The organism is Marivita sp. NO-S04, assembly GCF_059070475.1.
This window is the reverse complement of the sequence record NZ_CM180980.1, coordinates 4,331,256-4,355,320: the sequence shown is the minus strand read 5'-3', so window position 1 is coordinate 4,355,320 and position 24,065 is coordinate 4,331,256. Positions and strand designations below refer to the sequence as shown.

Genomic DNA, 24,065 nt, shown 5'->3' with positions numbered 1-24,065 from the left:
AGATCACTCCATGCTTAAGACGACATCGCAGCCGTCATGCGCGACCGTGATCGCGCGCATCGGCTTGTCCTCGATCACGCGGGCAATGCATTCCTCGGCAAGGCGCGGCAGAAATTTCTTGTTGATGATCGCCTCGAGCGCCCGGCCGCCGGACAAGGGATCCGAATTGGCCCGCACGACGTAGTCGACAAAGCTCTGTTCCCAGCGAAACGTCGCGCCATATTGAACCGCAATCCGCTTTTTGATCCGGTTGAGGTGAATCTCCGTGAGCTTGCTGCCAACCTCGGGTGTCAGAGGGCGATAGGCGATCAGTTCGGTGCGGCCGATAAAGGCGGGGCTGAACCAGTCGAGCAGCAACGGGCGCAAGTGATCGGCCAACTCCTGCGAGGTCGGATCATGGTCGGCTCCGCTGATGTAGTCGCGAATTTCCTCACCACCGGCATTGGATGTCATGATGATGATCGTGTTGCGGAAATCGACCTCATTGCCTTCACTGTCGGAGATGTGTCCCTTGTCGAAAATCTGGAAGAAGATGTCCTGGATCTCGCGGTGGGCTTTCTCCATCTCGTCCAGCAAAAGCACACAATAAGGCCGACGACGCACTGCTTCCGTCAAGACACCCCCCTTGCCATAGCCGACATAGCCGGCCGCCGCCCCCAGAAGCATCGAGACTTTATGGGCTTCCTTGAATTCGGTCATGTTGATTGTCGTGACCGCGTCTTCTCCTCCAAAGAACTGGTCGGCGATGGCCAAGGCGGTCTCGGTCTTGCCGACGCCCGAAGGGCCACACATCAGGAAGACACCGATGGGTTTGCGTGTATCGGTCAAGCCGGCACGGGAAATCTTGAGCGAACGGGCAATGGCCGCAATGGCATCATCCTGCCCGATCACCCGCGCCTTGAGTGTGTCCTCGAGGCCCAGAAGCCGCTCGGCCTCACTGGCCCCGAGATTGGCAATCGGAACACCGGTCCAATCCGAGACAACCTCGGCAATCGTGGCCTGCGTCACCCAAGGATGCACAAGGATGATCTCTCCCGCATCGCCTGTTTCGACCGCCTGGGCTAGGACACCATCATCACCCGCCGCCACACGCGCGGCTGCCAGCCTCTGCTGCACTTTTTCCTTCTGATCCTCCCACATGGACATCCGGTCCGCGACCATGGCCTGCAGGTCCTCGATGCTGGAGTTCAGCGCGGTCGGATCAAAGCCCGCATCGCCAAACATGCGAGCATCCGTCTCCGACTTGGCCAGTTCGGCCTCCACGAAGCGCAGCTCTTCCTCCAATGTCTCGATCTGAACGGGGCGCGCATGCTGCGACAGGGCCACCCGGGCGCAAGCCGTATCCAGAAGGCTGATGGCCTTGTCCGGCAAACGCCGCGACGGCATGAACCGGATCGACAGATCCACGGCCGCCTTGATGGCCTCTTCGCGCACCAGCACATCATGGTGCTTGCTCAATCCCTCGGCCACGGCACGCAGGATATTAACGGAGGCATCACGGGAGGGCTCGTCGATGTTGATGGGCTGGAAACGGCGCGACAGGGCCGGATCCTTCTCGAAATATCTCTTGTACTCGGCAAAGGTCGTGGCCGCCACCGTGCGGAACTCACCCCGGGCCAGGGCCGGTTTCAAAAGGTTTGCGGCATCGTTCTGCCCTTCGGTGCCTCCCGCTCCGATCATCGTATGGGCCTCGTCGATGAAGACGATGATGGGTGTCTCGGAGGCCTGGACCTCCTTGATGACGTTTTTCAGGCGCTCTTCGAATTCGCCCTTCACACTGGCGCCCGCCTGCAAGAGGCCCATGTCGAGACTGACAAGATCAGCGCCTCGCAATTGTTCGGGAACTTCACCCGAGGCAATCTTCTGCGCCAGGCCCTCGACCACGGCGGTCTTGCCCACCCCGGGCGCGCCCAGAAGGATCGGGTTGTTCTGACGTTTGCGCAAGAGCACATCAATGGCCTTGGCAACCTCGGTCGTGCGGCCCAGAACCGTGTCAAGCGCACCATCTCGGGCAAGCTGGGTCAGGTTGACGGTATATTTCTGCAACGCGGTCCCATCACCGCCACCGGCCGCATGGGTTTCTCCCCCCTCTCGGGACAAGGCAGCAATATTGCGGCTTTGTTCAGCCGCAAACGCCCGCAGCGCATCCGTCGACATCGGCCTGAGACCCTGCAGCACAAGAGCCTTGGCGCCCAGCGTGTTGGGCAACTGGGAGACAAGGAGAAACACCTCTGGCGTGATCTGACCCAAGGACATCTCGACCGATGCATGCAGCCAGGCCTGCTCGATGAGCTTGCTCAGGGAGCCGGACAGGGTCGGCTGCTGGTGTCCATTGCCCGATCCGTACGGCATCTCCCGTTCCAGCTCGGATTGGAGCTCCGACAGATTGACCCCTTGATCCTCAAGAAACGTCCGCATGGCGGCATTGCCGCCATAGATGATGTGATAAAGCCAATGCGCCGGCTCGACAGTGGCGGCTTTGCGCTTGATGGCTTCGCCCACCGCATTTTCGAGGTCGGCTTTGAGGGACGATGACAAACGGGCAACAAGTTTCGTCAGGCTGGCCATAGGCATACCTTATGCAGATATTTGAGTTAGTTTAATGCTGGCCCAAGCATCAGGACGATGCTCAGGCCTCAAAATATTATACGCGCCAAGACGGTCCGCCTGTTCAGGATGCGCTGATAAGCGCGGCGCGGTAAGAAACCGCCGCATGATCGTGGCGTAAAAACTCACCGGCACCGGATCCCGCAGATATTGCAGCGTAACCGAGCAAAGTTCGGACAATGCCGTCGCATCGCCGATGAGTGCATCAAGTTCCGCGCGGTCTACGCAGGTGATCCGAACAGAGATATGTCCCATCGGCGTACGGCCAAACCGGCCAAGTAGCGCCCCCCGCCCCAATGCCACCGCCGTGTGGCGGCAACTGCTCAGATTGCTGAGACTGTCGCAGTCGATCGGGCGCAATGTGTCAAAACTGGCAGAAACTGATACTGCAGAGCCAGTCCACCATTCCAAAACGTCGCGCAAGCCGTCCAGACTGCGGGTGCGCGACAAAAGCGGTATGAGCAACTTGATGTAGCGAGTATCACTACGCTTGATCTTCCGCAAAAGTCGAGACAAAATCGAAACCGAGCCTTGTTCCCGATCATCCTGCGTGGCGACCATAATCGACGCCCGCCGCGCGTGCACCTCAAGCGCCAGCAACCGACGATCAAAGAGCGACAGAAAATCGCGTAACCCAGTATCATCATCGTGCAAAGCAGAGAGCATCGCAAATTGGATATAATCTGGAAGAGCGCTGTCAAAGCTAGTCAAAGGCGCACCGACCAGCGCCGTCGCAGTAATACCGCTGTTCTGAGCCAACACGCCCCCGGATTGCGTACCATCGGGAAAGGGATCGAACTCACCCTCCTGCATCGCTTGCCGGTACTGCGGGATGTCTAGCCTATCTGCCTGCAGCAGTGACAGGTCTATCAACACCATTGCCGTCTTATCCTTTATCCGCATAGCTGACCGCCATGCTGACGCTTGAAGACCTTAAAGGGCTGCGAACGCCCACGTTCACGCAGGCTGAGCTGAAAAAATCGATCATAACTGATCAAAGATGCAAAATAGAGATTCAAGGCTGTGGCAAAGACATGCCGTGCAAAAGGCAGAGCTTCGACATCCAACACCACCTCAATACGACTGCCCGACGAAAGCAATACCTTGCGTCCAATCTGCACTGGCGCAATAGACTGGGTGACGGTAACATCCCAAATAGCATTGGCCACATCCGCATAGCCTGACGGAGCACACAAATGCAGTGCTTCCTTGAGTGCTTCTACCGGGCTTTGTGCATCGAATACGGTGGTGAAATTGCCGTTGATCAGCGAGAGCACATCCCACAAACGTTCCGCTCGCATGTCCGGCAGGATGGGCACACTGGGTTCGTCGAGCAAGCGAAACGGTGTCTCCGCTAGGTTATCGTCACTGAAGAACACCCGCGTGCCCGGACGCATTGCAAAGGCTGCCTTTCCGTTCGAGCAATACAAATCAGCCACAAAATCAAGCGGCTCCGGGTCAGGACCAAGACCAGCCTCGACGGAAAAACTCACCTCTCGGCGCGCAAGATCGAATTCGCCGACAACTAAGCGCTCCTGCCAGACCGGCAATCTCCGCGTATCACGCCGTCCCGGCGAGGTGATCCGCGGCAGCAAAGCCTCCCCCTCCGAGGTCAGCTTGCGGATATCGCGGATCTGAAGACAGGCCACATTCATATCTGAGGCCGAGCTCGGCTTGACCGGCACTTGTGTCCGCGCGTAATCATACCGCACCGGTAGAGATTGGTCGGGATAGAGGTTCACTACCGGGACGACATTCGTCGCGAAATCCTCCAGCTCCACCGAAGACAATTTCTGTGCGCCTTCGCTTGACAGAAAAAATCGAACCTCAACTGGACCTGAAGGACAGGCCTGGAACCCCCGATCGGTATTAGAAAGCGTGAAGAAGGACGCCTTATCCGGGTAGGCTAGGAAATCTCGCAGCCGCGAAAGTGCAGCGGGCGGTGCCCCCTCTTGCGGCAGGAAGGTGCTGTTGTCCAAACTCATCGTGAGTCCGAACCCGTCGACCGGCAACATATGGCTCTTTCGCGCACGTTGCGGGTCCTTCTGGGCCGTTGAATACCCCACCCCCAGAACGTCACCACTGAGCACATCGATCAGGCGGTGCTTGCGGCCCCCTGAGGCAGATACATAAAGTTCCAACCAGTCGAGCCCAACATTCTGCAAGCTCTGACTGGCATCAAAAGGCGCCAAGGTGATGCAAATGGCCGCCTCACAGCCCCGAAGGTCCTCGGGCACGTCGAACCGAAGCGGGGCACGCTCCAGTGTCACAGCCCGGATCTCACAGGGTTTAAGCGCGATGTCGCGCGCCACTGTGAAAAGGCAATCCGTGCTGCCACCGGGTACCATCACCGGCATGCGAGTCCCTGCCCTCAAGATCACCGGATCGGTCAGTTCATCAGCCTGTACATCGAGCTTGACCACTCCATAGCTAGGCGCCCCAAGCAGGAATGTGGGCGCTAGCATGCGGATCAGATCAAGCGCAATTTCCGGCAGGGTATCATCCAAACGCTTGGCGAGACGGGCCGCATGCAGAGCCACCGAATCCGCCAACCGCTGAACATTTGGATCCGATGACCGACCCGCGCTGATCCCAAGCGCCTTGGCTTTCTGCGGGTGGGTCGCCGCGAAAGCATCAAAGGCGCGACGCATGTAGTCTAGTTCGGTTTCATAATATTGAAGGATCTGGTCCATCCGATCAGCTAGCCCCATCGCCATATTGATCCATCCGGGACAGTGTCGTGTAGATTTCAACCCTGTCAGTACCGCTCTGGCTGCGTACCGCTCCAGCGATATAAAAGGTAACGGCATTCTTCGCCGTGTCTTCCTGCAGGAAAATGTCTGTCATCAACGCAAGTCGAGGCTCAAATTTCTCAAGACGATCGCGCAACATCCTGCGCACGTGCAAATTGCGCTGCCCCTCATCCAAAGCCCAATCCATGGGCACACCAAAACAGAGGTTCGACAAGCGCACGTGAGGCAGCGCTGGCCCGACAATCGGTTCGGGCGCAATAGATTGGAGCATAGTTTCGACATGAAAACCCACGCATTCTTCTATTCGCTGGTCACCCGCTCTCTCAAGAAAGGCAGAGCCAAAACTCATTTACACCACCTTTACGGATTTGCCCGCGCCGAAATCCGTGCGCAACGTGATATCGCCCAATACAGTGTCAATCTGATACTGTGGGCGCACGATAACCTCGCACTGAAACCTGGCCCGTTCTGTACTGGATTCCGTGACCCGTACACGCGCATTCTTCAGCGGGAAACGGGCTTGAAGTTCATTCGAACTACTAGAGCCCGAAACATAGGGTTCAAACCAGTCGTTGAGGATTTGCTCACATTCTGTAGAGGTCTTAACCTGACCAATCAAAGCGCGAACTTGCACCTTAAGGTAGTGCACAATTCTGCAGGCAATCATCACCGACTGCAACTGAGTCAATATCTCGGAAACGACCGAGCCCCCCGTCTCAATTACAGTGCGATTACCCACAAAATATAAATAATTGGACTTAGGGCTTTCCGCAATCGGGATGAAGCCCAACTCCGAATACAAATGTGCTAGGTTTCGCGTCATGCGCACCTGAGCCCGCACACCGCGGCTAGACCCCATCGGAATCGGATGTTCGGTGGGCGCCAGAACGGCGCCTTCGCCCGGATTCGCGCCGACAAGTTTCAGAAAACCGAACCACGCACGGCGCTTGAATTCCCCAATCACAGTCCGCAAGAAATCATACCCAGCGGAACCCCACAGGCCGTTGCTGTCTGAAGGATATTGATGAAAACGAAAGCCGATATCAAGATCCTCATACCGTCCCCGCAACTGTGTCTGGAGCATAACAAGACCTAAGAAACGCGCATTGGGCAACCGACGCAGGGTCTGCCAGCTTCGATAGTCTTCGCCACCAAGAATACTGGTTATACGACGAGCATCAGTCAACCACGCGGCATCAGTCTCACCAAAGAAGTCTTCCGCCAATCCCATGATGATGGGACACATAACTGACTCTGCCAGTTCGCAGACAAGTTGAGCAGTGTAGAGATCATCAAATTCCGTCTCTAAACTCATCGACAAACAATGATCAACCATCGCCAGTCCGAAAGGCTCCCCACCCATCGTATCAAGCTCGCGTTGGCCCATAAGTTTGTAGAGTACCGATAGGCGCATCTCACTAGTGTAGTGAAGGTCTCGCGTAAGTTCTTCCCAGCTAAGATCGAGAATCTTGATCTTCACCGAAGATGCCCCCCGTTTGGCCCAAACAACACTGGCTAACCCAGACCAACGAGCTTCCATTTGCCTAAAAGCGTTCGCCTCAATAATTTTAGTCAATTGCGAAGAAAGAAGAGCTTCCAACTCCAAAACAGTTCTACGAAGAAAAGACGTGAGTGCCTCGATATCTGCAAACCGCATCCGCAGACGGTCAAGTTGAGGCTCCGTCACATCTAACACCTCCGTGGCCCGTAAGGACCGCGAAGGTGTGAGCGATTTACAGTCAGTGATATTAGTCACGGAAAACTCGTTACCCGCCTGGAATTTTCGTAACCATACGGACCGAAGTTGTAAGTTCCTCGAGCTGTAACCAAGGACGTAGATACGCTACAGCTGAATAAGCTCCTGGCTTTCCTGGCTGCTCAATTACATCAATTCGACTTGCAGCCAGCGGCGTTTTGGACCGCTCCGCATTACCCATCGCTCCAGCGTTTGTGTATAGATCGATCCACGATTGCAGCTTAGACTTGATGTCATTAGCCTCTAGATTGGAGCCCAACATATCTCGACCCATTACCTTCAAGTAATGGGCAATTCGACTAGCCGCCATGATGTATGAAAGACGTGCACAAATAGCTGCATTTTCCGTCGCATCGGGATCAACGTAAACTTTAGGACGCTGAGCAGTCTGACTTCCAATGAAGACGGCATGACTTGTATTTTTGTAATGCACCAATGGCAAAAATCCAAGATCCGAGAGTTCCTTTTCTCGCTCATCGGTGAGGTTCACTTCAGTGGGGCAAGACTGTTTAACATCTCCTGCATCCGACTTGAAGGTAAGATTGGGCAATTGATCAACCTTACCACCGTTGTCGAGGCCACGGATCGCAGTACACCACCCGAACGCAGTAAAAGCCTCATTCATCTTGAGCGCTAAGTCGTATGCTGCATTTGACCAGACCAAATCGCCATTGTCCTTTGGGCGCTGGTTGCCTTCAGGGTCCTTGTCCAACTCGTGATAATCGAAACTTTTGGCTGACCCGCCATTTGCCCCGTACGGGAGCCGTGCAAGTGTTGCAGGCAAGGTTAAGCTAACATAGCGAGAATCATCGCTGTCGCGAAAGCCGTTCCAAGCGGCGTAAGTAGGCGAGTCAAAACCGGCAGCTACCGGGCGCCCTTCGGCAAAGCTCTCGAAACTCTTGTACTCGAACATTTCCGCCCCAGCCGCTGCAATGAAGGGCGCATGACACGCAGCAGCCGTTTCGGCCATATAAGTCAGAAGTGCCACATCCTCATCACCATACCCGAAGAAATAGTCACCTACCAAAAGACCATACGGTTCACCGCCGGCCGTACCGAACTCATCTTGGTACAAAGCTTCGAATAGAGGACTGCGATCCACGGCTGGAGCATCCTCGAACTGTTCGAGCAACTCTTCCTTATTGTAGTCAACAAGCTTAATTTTTTGCTGCGGGCCGAGCTCGGAATTTCGTACGACCTTCTGAACCCCGCGCCAGGATCCTTCGAGTCGCTTGAACTTGTCGTTTTGCATGATCGCGGACATTTGCTTGGACATTATCTTGTCAATCGCAGCCACCGCATTACGGATCGTCACACCAACATTCTGATCCCATACAATAGAGCCTTCCATCGCTTGCGCAGTTAGAACGGTGAGAAGTTCTTTAGTCTGATCAATGGGAGTTTGGGACGTCGCCTCTATTGCCCGCTCCAACAGACTAACGTTAGCCACTGCATCTGTGGCTTGAACTACGCCGCCACTTGCTTCTGATTCCGACACGTTTACTCTCCATCCTTCTGAGTGCTAACACCCAGTTCATCGCCTAGTGCCTTTACCATATCTGCATCCTGCAGAATTTCCTTGAGCACTTTTTCCAGGTCGCGCGAGCGATCAGCCTTAGCCACCAAAGTCATTAGTTTTTCTCGCGTTTCCGCCAATTTACGCAGCGGTTCAACCTTTCCAACGATCGCATCCGGTTCGAAATCTTTCATCGACTTAAAGTCGAGTTCCACCTGAAACTCTGAGCCATCATCCTGGATTTTGTTTTCGACCGTGTAGCTCAACTTGGGTCCAACCCGCGCCATCACGTCGTTGAAGTTATCCTTGTCGACACCGTAGAAAGTGCGGTCCTCCAACGCCTCCTTATCTTCACGATCACCGGAATAACCACCAATCATCCCGATTATGAAAGGAAGCTCCTTCTTCTGCATCGATCCACCGTCTTCCACATCAAACGTAATGCTTACACGGTTTTTACTCACGCGTTTCTGTTGTGCGTTCAGTGCCATTATCCGACCCTTTCTACTTACTTCATAGCTTCTGCATTGCCTGAGACAAGCAAGCCGGCCTTCAGATCAAATTTGACGGTATCACCTTTTGTTACAGCTCCGGCTTCATCTTCAACATAGTAAGTAATTGCGACAGAAGTAAATGCTATTCGAATGTTATTCAACCCGGGGCTAGCTTCGAACCCGGTCATCCTAGCTTGCTCCACTGTGATGATCTTTACCGGAATCAGTCCTTGACCATCATTCTTTTGCTTGGTTTCGAGAATTTCAAAAATTTTCCCGGTGTCACCCGGCGCAAAAAACATTGTTGAAAGCACCGCAGAAGCGTTATCTGCACCCCGTGACACAATAAGGTCTGTTATCGATGGCACCCCGACCTCTGCATCTCCGGCTGAGCCAACGGTTATCGAGACCGCCCGCGAGAAGCCAAGCGAATAGCTTTGCACAGGAAAGAATCCCTTCTTCCCGGCTATTTCCTTGACAGTTGATACCCCCGGAAAGTCATCAATGCCATCAATCCTCATAAACATCCCTGACATGGATATTTCCCTCTTCCTGTTTTGATTAAAATTTCAATTTCAGCGTAGTTGACTTACCATTCGAAGCTTTCGACCGGTAAATCTGTGCTTTGTGGTGTCGTTCCCGTCTCCGCCGACTTCTCTTCCTTTTTTTCCGTAAGAAGTTCAGAAGGCTTTAACACATTTTGTACCATAGAACCGTTAGACTGCAATTCAGCTCCCCCGTTGCCCTGATTTTGAAGCCGATTTATTGGCGCAGGCAAAACCGAGGCATAATCTGGGAGAGTTGGGTGCTGAGTCGTCGCATTATTCCCGCTTCCTCCCTTTGCAACACTGTCCGAGAAACCGTGGCTCTCCAGTCCCGTCATCAACGCCATTTGCGCCATGCCCACACTACCTTCGGTAAGAATTTCTCGGTATAAGTCGCCTGCGCTCAAATTTCCCCAGCGTACCGCGCGGTCGAGTAAAAGGCTAATCGGAGAATGCGGCTCAGTGGTTCTGAAATGAATAGCGAGGCGTGCAATGGCCATAAGCGCCTCCTGCCGGTTGACCACATTGGCGAAAGGGTCAAACCCAGTTTTAGCCGCAGCACTGGAAGAAGCCTCAACCGTCCCATTTTCTTGCTGGCTACCTTGATCGATTGCCTCGTCCTGCGAGGCCGTTTCACCTGCACCAGGCCAAGGAAAGCCTGTCCCCTCCACAAGTCGTTGCGCCATAACTAGGATATCGTTTACTATACGACGCCCATAACCGATCATGGGTGGCTGTTGACCATTTTCTGAAGCATATTTCTTGAGCCGGACATCTAACTTCTCGAACTGCCGCTCCATCTCCTGGAGGGCTTCGATTTTCTCGAGTAATGCCTCGGTTTGCGACTCGAGTGCCAAGCCAGCCTCAGCCCGAAGCACATCAATCGTCCCATTTTTTTCAGCCAAAAGATACTTACCATAGGTAACATCACCGATCAGTCGATGCGCCGCCATCGGAGCCGCAAGCAGCCCACTGCCTTCGACCTCGCCTACCAACTGTACGAAAGGACGCAATCGCAACTCCGCGATTTCAGCCGCCTGCGCTGCTTCTGTGTCCCCCTTGAGCTTATCAGAGGGAGGAATAGGCTGAAGCTGCTCAAGATTGTTCTGAACAAGATCGGCAAGGACGGTCAGGGCGCCCGCACAATTCGGCAAAGGACGACTGCTGTGCAGCTGAGCCGCTGTGAACCAAGTCAGAATCTCTAAATCTTTCGAGGTTTCCCTTAGACAAGTTTCACATTTATCTGCCAGCGCCGTCCAAGCAGCAGTATTGGCGGCGGCCAATTCCCGATTCTCAAGCGACTCCTGTGTTTCTGACAAGCTTCGCCACGCCGCCTGCGCGGCATTGAATGCATTGCGCAAACCCCGGTAAATAGGCTTTTCACCCTTGAGGTAAACACCGAATGCCAGATCGCCAGCGATGGGGGCCTTCAACCGTTCCATGTCAAAATTTCCGGCAAAAAGTAACTCTTGAGGAAGATTGAGCACTTCATTCTACAATCTCCGCGACGCCAACGAGCGACAGGGGAGGATAGAGCTCAAGCTGCCGCGCGGAGGTAATGTTCAAAATGATAGAGTAGCGGTTCAACGCCTTGACTGGCATCGCTCCGGGGGTTTCACCGTCAAGCAAAATTGCAGCCGCCTGCTGAGCAGCTAGGCGCCCTACATTGGCATAGCTCGTGCCGATGGCCATCAGGGCCCCGGCTTCTTGCACCATTTGCGTGTAGGAAGAAAACACCGGCAGATCTAGCGCCGCCGCAGCGGCGACAAACTCTCTCCGATGCTCGAGATTATAGGAGCTGGACCCGACATAAATCGCCTCCGCTCCTTTCGCCTTCAGCGCGGCAAGAGCCTCAGGGATCTGCGCAACAGGCACGTCTCCACGAGCGTCGGGTGTATAAAGGTGTTCGACGAGGGAAAAACCGAATTCTTGGGCAATATCCCTGAGCTTTTCAGTATTGAGCGTCGAATTGAGCTCATCGGGATGGTTCAGGACGCCCAGCCGGTCAGGACGGAAATATTCGAATATCAGGCGCAGCTGGACCTCTTCGGGCACCCGGTTTCGCACCCCAGATATGTAATCCCTGCCGCTGGCCTCGTAGCTCTCCACCAGATCGGACGCTACAGGATCGGCCACGATCATGAAGAGCGCGGGAATGTCCCCTAGGGCAGAGCCCGTGCCATGCTCTGTCCGTGTCCCCAGAAGATCGCTGGACACGGTGGTGCCCCAGGTCACGACCAGATCGGGCCGCTCGGCAATCAAACGCGTCTGCACCTCGGGCAACAGGTCCTTGTCGCGCGCCACATCGATCACCTCGATGCGCACCAGAAGATCGCGATCCTCGAAATAGCGGATGAAGCCTTTGCAGGCCTCTTCGCAGCCCCGCCAGACAACCATTTGCACATGGCGTTCAGGTAGGTGTGCCCCCCCTTGGGACTGCGCCAGGGCCGGCATCAGGCCGAGAAGGCTACACCCCGCAATCAGGACCAGGCCGGCAAGGAGACGCTCAAGCATGGGCCAGACCCTTTCCATGCTTGAGGGAGATCCCTGCCATCACCAGTCCCATGAGGGTCACGGTCACGCCGATGATGGCTGCCACCTGACCATAGTCGAGCTGGACAAGCAGCGCCGCCACGACGACGGGACCTATCACGGACCCGATCCGCTCACTGGTGCGCAACAGGCTGAGCGCCCCCGTCCGGGTGATGTCCGGGCTCTGCTCGGCCGCTTCCATCGCCGCAACGATCAAGGGCGCTTTGAGGAAAGCGTGCACAACCCCCAAGGCGGCGACAACTGCAAGAACAGCTGCCACACTGGCATTCTGATAAAGACCCAGAAGAACAATGCCTGACAGCACCGTCGCCCCGATCACCATCCACAGGTTCTTGCCAAGCCGGTCGGCAACACCGGACGCCAGCGGGCTGATCGGAATGATGATAAGCGAATAGAGCATCATGATCCGCCCGATCTCGGATTGGGTCGCCTCCAGGCTGGCCAGATAAATCGGGACGAACAGATAGAGAATGCCCGTCAGGATCACCTTGGCCGGGATCGCACAGAACAGCACGATCAATACGAATTGCGTATTGCGCATCAGGATCGCAAGCGGGCTGCGACTGGCCTCCTGAGGCACTTTCTTGACCTCGGGTGCAGGCAGATCGGTGCGGAGCATGGACCAACCCAGAACGCCCGCCAGCAAGGAAAACCCGGTGGCAATGAGAAAGACGGGCTTGTAGCCCAGCCAATCCGCCAGGATCGCCCCGATCGCCGTGCCGCACATGGTGGCCGTCATCAATACACCGACAAAGATCGCCATCCCGCGCGCCCGGTTCTCGGCCACCACAACGGCCGCGATATAGCTCTGACAACTGATCGTGATAACGGCATAGCCAACAGCCGTCATAGAGCGGCCTACGAGGATGTCATTGGCGCTCGCGGCAAAAAAACAGAGTATGTACCCCGCAATGGCCGGCACGAGACCCGCCATGAAGAGTGTCTTGTTGCCGAACCTGTCCACCAGACGGCCGGCAAAGGGCGTGAAAACGGCGATCACGAACATGAAGGCGGAGATCGGCAGCCCCATCATGATGTCCCGGGCGAAGAGATCGCTCTCGGTGTGGAACTCCGCCACAAAGAGCGGCAGGAAGGATTTCTGCAATTCCTCCGCAAAGGAGAACACGAACAGCGGAATGCGCGCGTCCATGATGGAGGCCCCGCTGCGCGCATCCGTGATGTAGAGCCCACGTCGTTCGCCAAACGCCGACAGCGCCATACGCCGCGCCCCGTCCCCCAGACTGCGCAGAGCCGCCGTCAGCGCATCCCGCAGGCGCGCATTCTGCGCATTGAGTGCCTGGATGAACTCCGCAATCCGCCTGGAGCCGCGCCCCACCTGATATTGCCGCAAATCGCCCGAAGCCCGGCGGTTGATCGCGGATTCTGCCTGTCGAAAAGGCTCTGTCAGCTGCGACGCGGACACCACAACCACCACTTCCAGCGCCACCAGCGACACCGCGATCAGGATCACCAGAGTGTCAAAGAAGACCGATGTCATCTTGCCGTTGAGATAGGACTCGTCGATCGTGGCCTCGACACGGGCAAGCACCACGCCGTCGCGCATTACATCTACCGAAACAGTCTCCAAACCAACGGAACGACCCAGCAAGATGGCCGTGACATCACCGATTTCCTCGATGATGTTTGTCGCCCATTGACCATCGAAGTCCATGTCCTGGAAATCCATGTCCTGACGGGGGGAACTTGCCTGTCCCAAGGACCGTTCGTCGCTGCCCGTGGCAGCAACCACGCGCATTGCCTTGACCTCTGGATGAGCTGCGATGAGGTCGTCGATATAGGTGTCGAGCCCGCGAATTTCATCAAAAGGAATACCAATGCGCATCGCATATTCGATGTCGCGCTGCACAGCGACCGCAACGGCGCGCGCCTTGTCTTCCAGGAACGGACGCAGGCCCGCGTTGAATTCCGACACCGTCACGATCAGGCTGAGCGCCGCAGCAAGGATCATCGCCACCGTGGTGCTGAGAAACAAACGGCGCGAGAAACCCCGCATCAGGGACACAGGTTGCACAGCCCTCATGCCGGTGTCCCCCTCGCAGCCGATCCGCCTTCGGTCAGAAGCGCTTCGAACTCCGCCTCCGCAGCGGCGAAGGCGGCATCGCCCTCGGCAATGGCCTCACGCAACATGTCGGCCTCTGGTCCGACCTGGGCCGAAGCCGCCTCACCACTCAGCGCCAGCGCCTGATAGGCATGACGGACAGACGAAAACTGCAAAATGATGAACGGAATGATCATCACGGAGATCATTCCAAAAATGATCAGATAGGCATTTGTCATGCGGTGAAAGGTCAAACGAGACTGGTAGATGAAGGATTCCGTCGGCGTTGTCAGGATGACCGCTCCCATGACCGCGTTGCTGCTGTCATAGAGCAGACGCCCTGTGTAAAGCCGTGGACCCACGTCCAGTCGCGTCACGGAGTCTCCACTGCCGAAGACCCGCCGCATGAGTTGATCACGGTCCGAGTGGGGTATCTCCTGCGAACCGCTCGACAGAATTGGTGCCCCGATCGGGGACACGATCAGAATCTGCGCGATGGAGGGGTCCCGCCTCTGCGTGCGATCGATGAGGTCCTGAAGTCCGGACATCTCGTCGATGGCAAATCCCAAGGAGTCGGCCCGGACAATGGCCGTCTCGATCGCTGCCGCAGAAATCTGCAACCGAGAAGATGTGGCTTCTGCCATCAACGATCTAAGCTTCAAGTTATTTAGAAGGCTCTGCAGAACAAGCATGCCAGCAATGACCAGCACAATAGAAACAAGCACCTTCGCGTAGATATCGCGAAAAACACTCCACCAAGACACTAAACCACGCCTCCTAACTTCCAAATCTGCTGCTTCTACACACGTCCAGCATCACAACAGACTGCCCCGCATAAGTTGGCTGAGAGCGATTGCAGAAGCAACCCATAAATTAGGGGAATCGCACTTAGAGCGTGTTTGCTTTGATCGGATTCAGGATTCCCGCATGAGGCTTTCTGTGATTCCTTACTCCTCAGAGCCTGATTTGAAACTAATTGAGTGAGTTCAGTAGGTTGTGATTCTGTTCGGCTAGGACACTGAACGGAGAACACGATGGCCTGGACCGAACTCACCCGACACCAGCATGCCCGTGAGGGCGACAGATACGCAAGCGATTTGACTGATGCTGAATGGGCGCTGCTCGCCCCTTTGATGCCACCGCCCAAGCCAACGGGGCGGCCGCGCACAACGTGTTTGCGCGAAGTATTCGACGCGATCCTTTATATTGCGACCACTGGGTGCCAGTGGCGAATGCTGCCGAACGACTTTCCACCAGTTTCGACAGTACGAGGGTACTTCTATGCGTGGCGCAATGACGGGCTGCTGGAGGAGATGAACCGCGCACTTGTCGAGGCCGCACGTTTGGCTGAGGGCAGAGCGGCCCTACCAACGGCCGGTATCATCGACAGCCAAAGCGTAAAAACCACAGAAAGTGGCGGGATTAGAGGCTATGATGCTGGCAAACGGATCAAAGGGCGCAAACGCCACATTGCCACCGACACGCTTGGCCTGCTGGTCGGTCTTGTCGTTCACAGTGCCGCCATCCAGGACCGAGATGGCGCACCGGATGTTTTGAAACGTGTCGCCGCGCGGTATCCAACGCTGCGCCACGTCTTCGCTGATGGCGGTTATGCCGGGCCCAAACTACGCGAGGCTCTGAAGTCTATCGGGCGCTGGACGGTCCAGATCGTCAAACGCTCAGACACGGCAGAAGGCTTCGAGGTTTTGCCCCGCCGATGGGTGGTCGAACGTACACTCGCTTGGCTGGGGCGATGCCGACGCCTGTCGAAGGATTGGGAAAAAACCATCGCCAGCGCGGCAGCGTGGGTCACAATCGCACACATCCGGCGCGTCACACGGCTGCTCGCAAGGCAATGAATTCGCTCGAAGAGTTTTGAATCAGATGGGGTGGTTGCCGCCCTCCCCAGACGGCATCGCAATGTGCCAAGATAGTGATGTTTACAGCCACTGAGCGGAAAGGATGGCAACCATGAAGAAAGATAGGATGATTGGGGTGGACCTGGCAAACAATGTTTTTCAGCTTCACGCAGCTTCAATGCGCGGGGAGCGACTGTTCTGCAAGAAGCTGTCGCGGGGAAGGTTCCGCAGCTTCATGGCCGATCAGCCGCCTTCCGTGGTGGTGATGGAGGCGTGTGGCAGTGCGCATTATTGGGCGCGCGAGTTGATCCGGCTTGGCCATGACGTGAAACTTATTGCAGCCCAATATGTAAAGCCGTTCGTCAAGCGTCAGAAGAATGATGCTGCGGACGCTGAGGCGATCGTGATCGCGGCGCAGCGGCCCGAGATGCGCTTTGTCGAGCCTAAGTCCGCCGAACAACAAAGCCGTGTCATCCTGTTTCGCGCCCGCGAACGGCTCGTCCACCAGCGCACCGAACTGATCAACGCGCTTCGAGCCTGCCTTTATGAATATGTCCATGCTGTCCCGCAAGGAGCACACCAAATAAAGCGGATCGCCGAGATATTGGATGCACCGAACAGCGATTTGCCCGATCTGATGCGCGAGGAATGCACGGATTTGCTGGATCAGATTGTCGAGCAGACCACACGCATCAATGCTCGAACCGCAAAGATCAAGAAGCTGGCTGCCGAGGCTGATACGGCACGGCGGTTGCAGACAATCCCCGGCGTTGGTCCACTAACCGCGCTGGCGGTCGAGGCATTTGCACCATCGATGGAGACGTTCAAATGCGGGCGTGATTTTGCCGCATGGCTCGGCCTCGTCCCGCGCCAGTTCTCTTCTGGCGGGAAGGCGCGGCTCGGGCGAATATCCAAAGCCGGGCAGGCTGACATCCGTAGGCTGCTGATTATCGGCGCGATGTCGCGGCTGAACTGGCTGGGTCGCAAATCGATCCCGGAAACCTCTTGGCTGGCACGTATGGTCGCTCGAAAGCCGCGGATGCTCGTGGCAATCGCGTTGGCCAACAAGATGGCGCGGACAATCTGGGCCTTGCTGACGAAAAACGAAGATTACCAAGTTCCGGCGCAAGCAACGGTGGCATAATCGACATGCCAGCAAACCTGCTTGCCGCCGGATAGGGGGAGTGAGAAGGCGACGACCCGAATGGGCAAAATGATCGAACTGATCTGGATAAGGAAAACCAGTTAAGAGTCGTGAGCATTGCAGCTCGAGAATCAGATTTGGCCCTGATCCGCAGATCACCATACCGGCCAGCGGCTTCTGAAAATGCCGCATCCAAAGGCCTGACAGAAGACCGCACTCGATCACTTACCCACCGGATCGGAAATTTCTTGCTTCATGGGCGGCAACCACAGAAGACTCTGAGATCGAAGCAATCGCCTGCGATCGTGATTTGTAATCCGCTTCATTCTCCAAGACCATGCGCACCGCACGTGCGCGCACCTCTGTCGAAAAACGGTTCCCAGGGTTTCCCTTTTCCATAGCTTACCTTCCGAGCTTTTGGCTCTCCGGTAAACCCGGTCTGGTTCATAGACTTTCTGGCGCCGCGACAGATCGACTGCCCAGGCGAGGCCTCGTGTGCTCAGCGCGTGGCGGAAAGGCCCGCTCGATCCGTAACCCGCATCGGCCAGCACACAGCCGAAGCGGACGCCTGCGGCCCGCACCCGGTCAATCTCCGCGATGGCGATCTCCGGCTTGCTCAAGGCGATCTGCCGATCCTCTGGCACACGGGCGCGAGCCATGCGGTCGGGATCGCCCGTCCAAGTCTCGGGCAGAAACAGCCGCAACCCCACCATCACCGGAACCTCCCCTGAGGCCAGCGTCAACGAGACCAGGGACTGGCAGTTCGCAGTCTTGCCCAGCGAGGACGCATATTGCGGCGCAACCCCGACGGAGCGATCCCCCTTCTTCGGCAGGCAGGTATCATCGATGACCAGAAAGGCCTCATCCCCGCCAACCAGCCTGTCGGCCTCGGCCAGAAGTGCTGCCTCCAGCGGCGCACTGTCCCAGACCCCGTCGGCGATGAAATGATGCAGCTGGTCATAGCTGACCACCCCGTCTCGCGCCGCCATCGGCTGCACGTTCTTGCGGTCGCCCGGGCCGTTCAGACCCGCAACATAGGCCGGACACATCCGCCCTCGCGTCTTGTGCCCGAGCGCCGCAACAAACGGTGCCAGCCAACCTTCCAGATCGTCCCGCCAGGTTCCCATAAACCGCCAGCCTCCCTCAATGCTGGCTCCCTATGAATCACCCAAAACGTCCCCAGTGAATCCGGTAAATATCAGATCAGCTTAATTTTGGGTCCCTTCGCGATCTGTGTGGGTTGATGGTGAGCGACGCGTCCGCAGGTATGCCAGATGTTGTAGTCGGGACGTGAGGCGCGTGTGGCGCGGAGACCGTATATATCGCAGCGCCAGACGCGCCTGATCTGTTGCGCTATGGCCCGCGTGAAGGGACGGTGGGAGCGTGGAGGCCTGACACGGAGGAGCGATGGGACCCGAGACGAGCTTGTTCACAATGGCGCTTGGCCTTCGGGCCCCGTGGAGTGTCACGGACGTGCGTTTCGACGCCAATCTCAAGGAGATCCACTTCGATGTGCGCTTCAAAGCGGGGAGCAGGTTTGCCTGCCCGTCTTGCGGGGCGGCGGATCAGCCGGTGCACGACACGAGGCCGAGGACCTGGGAACACCTGCGCTTTTTTGAGCACAAGGCTTTCATCCATGCCGCCGTACCTCGCGTCGCCTGCGGTCAATGCGGGAAGACCGGACAGGTGCCGGTCCCCTGGGCGCGCAGCGGCAGCGGGTTCAGCCAATTGTTCGACGCCTTCGTGATCGCGCTCGCCCGGGAGATGCCGGTAAAAACCATCGCTGATCTGCTCAATATCGGAGACGACCGGATATGGCGCGTGCTCGAGCACTACGTTCCCGCGGCTCGCGCTCAGGAGGACTTCAGCGATGTAACGGCTGTCGGGATCGACGAGACGGCATCGCGGCGGGGCCACAATTACATCACCCTGTTCCATGACCTGAACGTTGGCAGGTTGCTCTTTGCCTGTGAGGGCCGCGACGCGGACACGGTCCGGGCATTCGCCAAAGACCTCCGGGAGCATGGCGGTGACCCTGATCTCGTCACAGCGGCCTGCATCGACATGAGCAAGTCCTATATCGCAGGCGTGGGTCGGCATCTGCCGGAAGCGGCCATCACCTTCGATCGGTTCCATGTCATCCAGCTGGCCAATGCTGCGCTCGAAGAAGTGCGGCGCGCCGAGGTCCGCGAAAACCCTGCGCTCAAAAACAGCCGATGGATGTGGCTGAAGGACAAACACAGCTGGACCAAGCGGCAGATCCATCAACACCATGAGCTGTCACGCATGCATCTCAAAACCGGTCGCGCGTTCCGGCTCAAGGAAACCCTGCGGGATATCTTCATGACCGCGACCACACGCGAGGAGGCTGAGGCGCAGCTCTCCGCCTGGTTCCGATGGGCGCGGCGCAGCAAGCTGTCTCCCTTCAAGAAGCTGGCAATGACCCTCAAAGCCCACTGGGATGGCATTCTGAACGGCTTCGACAGCGCGCTGAGCAACGGCTCGGTTGAGGCCATAAACGGACTGGTCCAGGCGGCTAAGGCCCGCGCCAGAGGCTATCGCAAACCCCGGAACCTCATCCTCATCGCCTACCTGATCGCAGGTAATCTCAGCCACCTGCCAGCCTCACCCTACACCACAACATCTGGTGGGTGCCGCGCATGACCGGAAACCAGTCCACCCACACAAATCGCGAAATAGCTTAATTTTGCCAAAGTAGTGCTAGGGTCTGGATGCATTGATTTTCGCACCGCTGCGTGATTCACGGCTCGGAAAACGGAGCGGTGACATGAGCGACCTCTACTGGCTGACCGATGAGCAGATGGCCAAGCTTTCCCCTTTCTTCCCGAAGTCGCACGGCAAGCCTCGCGTCGATGATCGGCGTGTGTTGAGCGGGATTATCTTCATCAATCGCAATGGCTTGCGTTGGCGCGACGCTCCTGCCGTCTATGGTCCACATAAGACGCTTTACAGCCGCTGGAAACGTTGGAGCGAGAAAGGCATCTTCGCGCGGATGATGACTGGGCTTGCAGCGGCGCACGGCGAACAGAAGACTGTGATGATCGACGCGACATACCTCAAGGCACATCGAACAGCGACCAGCATGGCCGTTAAAAAGGGGGGCGTGGTCGCCTGATCGGTCGCACCAAGGGCGGTATGAACACTAAGCTGCACGCAATCTGTGACAGCCAGGGAAGACCGATCGATCTGTTCGTCACCGCCGGGCAGGTCAGCGATTATATCGGCGCACGGGCACTGCTCAGCGGCCTGCCAAACGTCAAATGGCTGCTCGGAGATCGTGGCTATGACGCTGACTGGTTCCGAAACGCGTTGAAAGACAAAGGGATACGCGCCTGTATCCCGGGTAGAAAGCAGAGAAAGACGACGATCAAATACGACAAGCGCCGATACAAACGGCGCAACCACATCGAGATTATGTTTGGCAGGCTCAAGGATTGGCGACGCGTGGCGACACGCTATGACCGCTGTCCCAAGGTCTTCCTCTCAGCCATCGCACTCGCTGCTGTCGTGATCTACTGGTTATGAATCCTGACCCTAAGTCAGCTAAGGCGCAAGCACGGATCACCGCACAGTCAGTTCCAAAAGCGATTCTCCAGGGCACTGGGCGGGTTGTAAAATCTCGTTGACCTTGTCCAAGGTGATAAACATACTGTCCGAAAAGTCAGGCATATCGGTATGGTTTCCTCGGGGCGCTGCATGGCTAACCAGACGAGACTTCACTCGTTATCGGTTCTCAATGTGTCTCCACTTCGTGTGGAACAGAGTTGTTGTTGCGATCAGTTTCGTGGATTGGCTCCGTAAGTGCTTAACGAAGAAGATTTCGGATCGAACCAAGTCTTTTCGAAGCTCGAGAGCCATCTAATTGCATATGCTTCAGAATTTAAAAGGAACGTAGATGGTTGAGCGGGATACGATACTCGTAAAGCTGACGGTTGACGGCAAGACAGCTTATGACGTTGAGGACTTTTTTATCGAGGAAACCTTGTCCGAGGTTCCCAGCTATAAGGTTACGATCCTCGATCAAGCTTCCTCGATGACGATGTTTCTTGGTAAGCCCTGCAACATCGATCTCGTGAAGGGGGTTTATGCCGACGCCAAACCCCGCGCTTTTGCAGGGATTGTGATGTCGGTGGAGCGGACGGTTGTCAGCTCTGGCTCGCCGGCGCTTGAACTTGTCATTCGACCGCCTCTTGCCGTGCTGGGCTTGAGCCTTGGCAATGCGGTTTACGAGAAGAAGACGGTGCTTGATATCCTCAAGGTGGTTCTCGAGCGCAACAATCTCAAGAAGCTCAAAGTGACTGGAAGTAAGTCCACCGTCAAACGGGATATTGTGATCCAGTATAACGAGAATGACCTTGATTTCGTGCGCCGGATTCTGGCTGAAGAAGGCCTTGCATTCTATTTCAACGATGGAAATTCTGCAGAAACTCTTGTCTTGCATGACACACAGAAACCGTTCCCAAACAGCGTAAAGGGCATCAAGCTTACAGATGCCGAACTGTCCGATGTCGAGCGCATGGAGGCGCAGAGTCTTACGCTTCAGCAGCGTGTGCGGTCCGGCAAGGTGGAACTGTTGACCTATGACCCAGAACAGGCGGACAAGGCTTCGGCGTGCGAGTGTCTCAAACTGGGTGCAAAACTATTCGAAAAGCCGGGAATTGTTGAATATCGTCCGGTCACCGTTACGCCTGGTAAGGTGACCGGCACGGAACTTAGCGTGGCTTCCGGCGCCTATCGCCGGGATGAGTTTGTTCTTACGGGAACGTGCGAGCATCCCGGAATGCATCTTGGTCAAGCCCTCAATATCGTGTGTCGTGGTCATGGGGAGTTTGACGGTGATTATGTGATTGTCGGGCTCCACTATCGACCGGTGCGTGGCAACGCGTTGCTCTGTACATTCGATGCCATTCCAAAGACCCATAAGGCGGTGCCTGAGCGACTGCCCAAACCAATGATCGCCGGCGTGCATAATGCCATAGTGGTTGGCGGCAGCGGGGCCAAGGTGGGCACACCTTTTTGTGACGCGGAAGGACGGGTTCTAGTCCGCTTTTTCTGGGACAAGCAAGGCGAGAACACCGTCTGGCTACGTGTTGCAGAACCCTATGCAGGCAAAGGGTATGGCGCCCAATTCATCCCGCGGGTTGGACATGAGGTCTTGGTGTCCTTTCTGCAGGGGGATCCGGATGCGCCGATCATTACTGGGCAAATCTACAATACCAAAAACAAGCCTCCCTTCATTGCAAAGAACACAACGCGGTCAGGCTTCCGGAGCCAGCTGGCGGGAGAGCCCAATGAGTGGGAGTTCGACGACAAGAAGGACAATGAATTGATCGCGGTCCGCGCTGCTCGGGATTACAACCTGATTGTCAACAACGATGTCCTGCGCGATATCAAAAAGTTCGAGACCACCAAGATCGGCGAAACATGCAAGCTCGAGATAAATAAAGATTTTGTCACCACGGTAACCAATGCAATCAACGTGAGTGCCAAGACCCGTACGGTTGACATTGAGACTAGTGATAAAGTGAACGCCAAGACCATAACCTTGGAAGCCGACACTAAGCTTGTCTTGAAGGTGGGCAGTTCGTCGATTGAACTGACCTCGTCTGCCATCAATATATCAAGCCCCGCCCTGACCGCCGAGGGAAAGTCGAAAGCGAAATTTGAATCCGGTGGGGCGTTGAGTGTCAAGGGTATGAAAGTGGATGTGAAGGCCAGTACAGCTTTGGCGATGCAGGGTCTCAAGGCTGATCTAAAAGCCAGTGCCATGCTTTCTTTAAAGGGCGCGATCTGTGATGTGAAGGGCTCTGGGCTTCTAAAGATTAAAGGTGGTATATGCTTGATCAATTGATGAGCCTATGATGCTTCGAAAAATCCCATTCGACACCAGCGCGCCCGTGCTTGAGCGCTTCGTGCTTAGTGAAGACGCGGGGGAGACGATCCTTGCAGATATGTCGCCGGAACTGGCACTTCAAACATTGCACGAGAAGGCCTTTTTTGTGGACCTAGTAAATTATTTTGCCTACGGCATGCCGCCTCGGGAAGGGGTGTGCTGGGCGCTTGCCGTGCAGGTTGATTTGTTGCGTGCACCGTCCGCACCGGACCAGGCCTTGCGTGACTTGGTGGGCCAATGGGTGCGTGACCCTCAGGAAGGCACGCGTGTGACGCTGATGCAGGCTGCAGAAGACCGGGGACACGAAGACCCGCTGGGTTGGCTATGCAATGCGGTGGCCTGGAACGGTTCGGGCAGCATCGGTCCCGTAGGGGGTCCAGTGGTACTGCCACCGTCGAGACTTCATGCAAGTGGCCTTTTGGGAGCAATTGCCTTGTTGGCTGGAGACACAGAGGACAGTTTGGCTGCAGCCTGCCAGGCTACTTTTGCCCGGGGTATGGAAGTTGCGCGCGGTGGCTGGCCCGGCGTGCTCGGACAAGGTGAGCGGAACTGATGCCTGGACCACCGGCTGCGCGAATTACGGACATGCATATCTGTCCGATGTTTACCGGAATGGTGCCCCATGTCGGTGGCCCAATTGTTTCGCCGGCCGCTCTCACGGTACTGATCGGAAAGCTGCCCGCAGCAGCTATGGGCAGCATGGCTGTCTGCATCGGACCACCGGACACCGTGGTCAAGGGCAGCGCCACTGTTTTGGTCGGCAAAAGGCCTCTCGCGCGGATGGGCGATCAATGCGCGCATGGCGGAGTGATCGTTTTTGGCTGTCCCACAGTTCTTTCGGGTTGAATGCTAGGGTCTGTTGACG

The 24,065-nt window shown here is 56.3% G+C and carries 20 protein-coding genes; 7 read left to right on the top strand and 13 right to left on the bottom strand.

The window, feature by feature from the left end; genetic code table 11:
* Positions 1-3: 3 nt before the first annotated feature.
* The 12 genes from tssH to ACK3EW_RS21970 all read right to left on the bottom strand — a co-directional run bounded on the left by tssH (position 4) and on the right by ACK3EW_RS21970 (position 14,927).
* A complete protein-coding gene (gene tssH, locus ACK3EW_RS22025; RefSeq protein WP_493807884.1) occupies positions 4-2,568 on the bottom strand; it encodes a type VI secretion system ATPase TssH in 2,565 nt (854 codons plus the stop codon).
* 9 nt (positions 2,569-2,577) lie between these two features.
* Positions 2,578-3,486 (bottom strand): type VI secretion system baseplate subunit TssG, encoded by a 909-nt coding sequence (locus ACK3EW_RS22020; RefSeq protein ID WP_493807883.1) that lies wholly within the window; start codon positions 3,484-3,486, stop codon positions 2,578-2,580.
* A gap of 14 nt (positions 3,487-3,500) precedes the next feature.
* The gene (gene tssF, locus ACK3EW_RS22015) at positions 3,501-5,300 is read right to left on the bottom strand and encodes a type VI secretion system baseplate subunit TssF (RefSeq protein WP_493809775.1); all 1,800 of its coding nucleotides are present in this window, start codon (positions 5,298-5,300) and stop codon (positions 3,501-3,503) included.
* A 4-nt stretch (positions 5,301-5,304) separates the two neighbouring features.
* Positions 5,305-5,709 (bottom strand): hypothetical protein, encoded by a 405-nt coding sequence (locus ACK3EW_RS22010; RefSeq protein ID WP_493807882.1) that lies wholly within the window; start codon positions 5,707-5,709, stop codon positions 5,305-5,307.
* On the bottom strand, positions 5,710-7,047 hold the full coding sequence (locus ACK3EW_RS22005; RefSeq protein ID WP_493807881.1) for a type VI secretion system contractile sheath domain-containing protein: 1,338 nt from the start codon (positions 7,045-7,047) through the stop codon (positions 5,710-5,712).
* 79 nt (positions 7,048-7,126) lie between these two features.
* Complete coding sequence (tssC, locus tag ACK3EW_RS22000) at positions 7,127-8,614, bottom strand: type VI secretion system contractile sheath large subunit (protein ID WP_493807880.1); 1,488 nt, start codon at positions 8,612-8,614, stop codon at positions 7,127-7,129.
* Between the two features lie 2 nt (positions 8,615-8,616).
* Positions 8,617-9,123, bottom strand: a complete 507-nt coding sequence (gene tssB, locus ACK3EW_RS21995; protein WP_493807879.1) for a type VI secretion system contractile sheath small subunit — start codon at positions 9,121-9,123, stop codon at positions 8,617-8,619.
* Between the two features lie 17 nt (positions 9,124-9,140).
* Positions 9,141-9,662, bottom strand: a complete 522-nt coding sequence (locus tag ACK3EW_RS21990; RefSeq protein ID WP_493807878.1) for a type VI secretion system tube protein Hcp — start codon at positions 9,660-9,662, stop codon at positions 9,141-9,143.
* Positions 9,663-9,715: 53 nt separating this feature from the next.
* Positions 9,716-11,113, bottom strand: a complete 1,398-nt coding sequence (locus tag ACK3EW_RS21985) for a type VI secretion system protein TssA (RefSeq protein WP_493807877.1) — start codon at positions 11,111-11,113, stop codon at positions 9,716-9,718.
* A 46-nt stretch (positions 11,114-11,159) separates the two neighbouring features.
* Positions 11,160-12,185 (bottom strand): ABC transporter substrate binding protein, encoded by a 1,026-nt coding sequence (locus tag ACK3EW_RS21980; RefSeq protein WP_493807876.1) that lies wholly within the window; start codon positions 12,183-12,185, stop codon positions 11,160-11,162.
* Complete coding sequence (locus ACK3EW_RS21975; protein WP_493807875.1) at positions 12,178-14,265, bottom strand: MFS transporter; 2,088 nt, start codon at positions 14,263-14,265, stop codon at positions 12,178-12,180. Before ACK3EW_RS21975 ends, ACK3EW_RS21980 begins: the two co-directional genes overlap by 8 nt.
* Complete coding sequence (locus ACK3EW_RS21970; protein WP_493807874.1) at positions 14,262-14,927, bottom strand: hypothetical protein; 666 nt, start codon at positions 14,925-14,927, stop codon at positions 14,262-14,264. The genes ACK3EW_RS21975 and ACK3EW_RS21970 overlap by 4 nt, the downstream gene beginning before the upstream one ends.
* Positions 14,928-15,317: 390 nt before the next feature.
* Here ACK3EW_RS21970 and ACK3EW_RS21965 point away from each other — a divergent pair, with 390 nt between their 5' ends.
* Positions 15,318-16,142 carry an IS5 family transposase gene (locus ACK3EW_RS21965; RefSeq protein WP_493807873.1) on the top strand — a complete coding sequence of 275 codons (825 nt, stop codon included), beginning with the start codon at positions 15,318-15,320 and terminating at the stop codon, positions 16,140-16,142.
* A 112-nt stretch (positions 16,143-16,254) separates the two neighbouring features.
* The gene (locus tag ACK3EW_RS21960) at positions 16,255-17,286 is read left to right on the top strand and encodes an IS110 family RNA-guided transposase (RefSeq protein ID WP_493807872.1); all 1,032 of its coding nucleotides are present in this window, start codon (positions 16,255-16,257) and stop codon (positions 17,284-17,286) included.
* A 221-nt stretch (positions 17,287-17,507) separates the two neighbouring features.
* On the opposite strand, the gene ACK3EW_RS21955 is transcribed toward ACK3EW_RS21960, so the two are convergent.
* Complete coding sequence (locus ACK3EW_RS21955) at positions 17,508-18,413, bottom strand: IS701 family transposase (protein ID WP_493807871.1); 906 nt, start codon at positions 18,411-18,413, stop codon at positions 17,508-17,510.
* A gap of 280 nt (positions 18,414-18,693) precedes the next feature.
* Between ACK3EW_RS21955 and ACK3EW_RS21950 the strand changes: the two genes are divergently transcribed.
* The 5 genes from ACK3EW_RS21950 to ACK3EW_RS21930 all read left to right on the top strand — a co-directional run bounded on the left by ACK3EW_RS21950 (position 18,694) and on the right by ACK3EW_RS21930 (position 24,046).
* Positions 18,694-19,950, top strand: coding sequence for an ISL3 family transposase (locus tag ACK3EW_RS21950; protein WP_493807867.1), 1,257 nt, complete (start codon positions 18,694-18,696; stop codon positions 19,948-19,950).
* 124 nt (positions 19,951-20,074) lie between these two features.
* Positions 20,075-20,832 (top strand): IS5 family transposase gene (locus ACK3EW_RS21945; protein WP_493809774.1). Its coding sequence is split into 2 segments (ribosomal slippage): positions 20,075-20,399 and positions 20,399-20,832, totalling 759 coding nucleotides; the frame shifts between segments, so codons are not numbered across the junction.
* A gap of 370 nt (positions 20,833-21,202) precedes the next feature.
* Positions 21,203-23,158, top strand: coding sequence for a type VI secretion system Vgr family protein (locus ACK3EW_RS21940; RefSeq protein WP_493807870.1), 1,956 nt, complete (start codon positions 21,203-21,205; stop codon positions 23,156-23,158).
* Between the two features lie 10 nt (positions 23,159-23,168).
* The gene (locus tag ACK3EW_RS21935; protein ID WP_493807869.1) at positions 23,169-23,753 is read left to right on the top strand and encodes a DUF6931 family protein; all 585 of its coding nucleotides are present in this window, start codon (positions 23,169-23,171) and stop codon (positions 23,751-23,753) included.
* Entirely contained in the window at positions 23,753-24,046 is a 294-nt protein-coding gene (locus ACK3EW_RS21930) for a PAAR domain-containing protein (protein ID WP_493807868.1), read from the top strand. The genes ACK3EW_RS21935 and ACK3EW_RS21930 overlap by 1 nt, the downstream gene beginning before the upstream one ends.
* Positions 24,047-24,065: the final 19 nt, after the last annotated feature.

What these genes read in the sequence shown, in the direction of transcription:
- ACK3EW_RS21950 (WP_493807867.1), top strand. Translation starts at nt 18,694, where the DNA reads ATGGGACCCGAGACGAGCTTGTTCACAATGGCGCTTGGCCTTCGGGCC.
- ACK3EW_RS21980 (WP_493807876.1), bottom strand. Translation starts at nt 12,185, where the DNA reads ATGCTTGAGCGTCTCCTTGCCGGCCTGGTCCTGATTGCGGGGTGTAGC.
- ACK3EW_RS21985 (WP_493807877.1), bottom strand. Translation starts at nt 11,113, where the DNA reads ATGGAACGGTTGAAGGCCCCCATCGCTGGCGATCTGGCATTCGGTGTT.
- ACK3EW_RS21935 (WP_493807869.1), top strand. Translation starts at nt 23,169, where the DNA reads ATGCTTCGAAAAATCCCATTCGACACCAGCGCGCCCGTGCTTGAGCGC.
- ACK3EW_RS21975 (WP_493807875.1), bottom strand. Translation starts at nt 14,265, where the DNA reads ATGAGGGCTGTGCAACCTGTGTCCCTGATGCGGGGTTTCTCGCGCCGT.
- ACK3EW_RS21940 (WP_493807870.1), top strand. Translation starts at nt 21,203, where the DNA reads ATGGTTGAGCGGGATACGATACTCGTAAAGCTGACGGTTGACGGCAAG.
- ACK3EW_RS22020 (WP_493807883.1), bottom strand. Translation starts at nt 3,486, where the DNA reads ATGGTGTTGATAGACCTGTCACTGCTGCAGGCAGATAGGCTAGACATC.
- ACK3EW_RS21955 (WP_493807871.1), bottom strand. Translation starts at nt 18,413, where the DNA reads ATGGGAACCTGGCGGGACGATCTGGAAGGTTGGCTGGCACCGTTTGTT.
- tssB (WP_493807879.1), bottom strand. Translation starts at nt 9,123, where the DNA reads ATGGCACTGAACGCACAACAGAAACGCGTGAGTAAAAACCGTGTAAGC.
- ACK3EW_RS21970 (WP_493807874.1), bottom strand. Translation starts at nt 14,927, where the DNA reads ATGGCAGAAGCCACATCTTCTCGGTTGCAGATTTCTGCGGCAGCGATC.
- ACK3EW_RS21990 (WP_493807878.1), bottom strand. Translation starts at nt 9,662, where the DNA reads ATGTCAGGGATGTTTATGAGGATTGATGGCATTGATGACTTTCCGGGG.
- ACK3EW_RS22010 (WP_493807882.1), bottom strand. Translation starts at nt 5,709, where the DNA reads ATGAGTTTTGGCTCTGCCTTTCTTGAGAGAGCGGGTGACCAGCGAATA.
- tssH (WP_493807884.1), bottom strand. Translation starts at nt 2,568, where the DNA reads ATGGCCAGCCTGACGAAACTTGTTGCCCGTTTGTCATCGTCCCTCAAA.
- ACK3EW_RS21960 (WP_493807872.1), top strand. Translation starts at nt 16,255, where the DNA reads ATGAAGAAAGATAGGATGATTGGGGTGGACCTGGCAAACAATGTTTTT.
- ACK3EW_RS21930 (WP_493807868.1), top strand. Translation starts at nt 23,753, where the DNA reads ATGCCTGGACCACCGGCTGCGCGAATTACGGACATGCATATCTGTCCG.
- ACK3EW_RS21965 (WP_493807873.1), top strand. Translation starts at nt 15,318, where the DNA reads ATGGCCTGGACCGAACTCACCCGACACCAGCATGCCCGTGAGGGCGAC.
- tssF (WP_493809775.1), bottom strand. Translation starts at nt 5,300, where the DNA reads ATGGACCAGATCCTTCAATATTATGAAACCGAACTAGACTACATGCGT.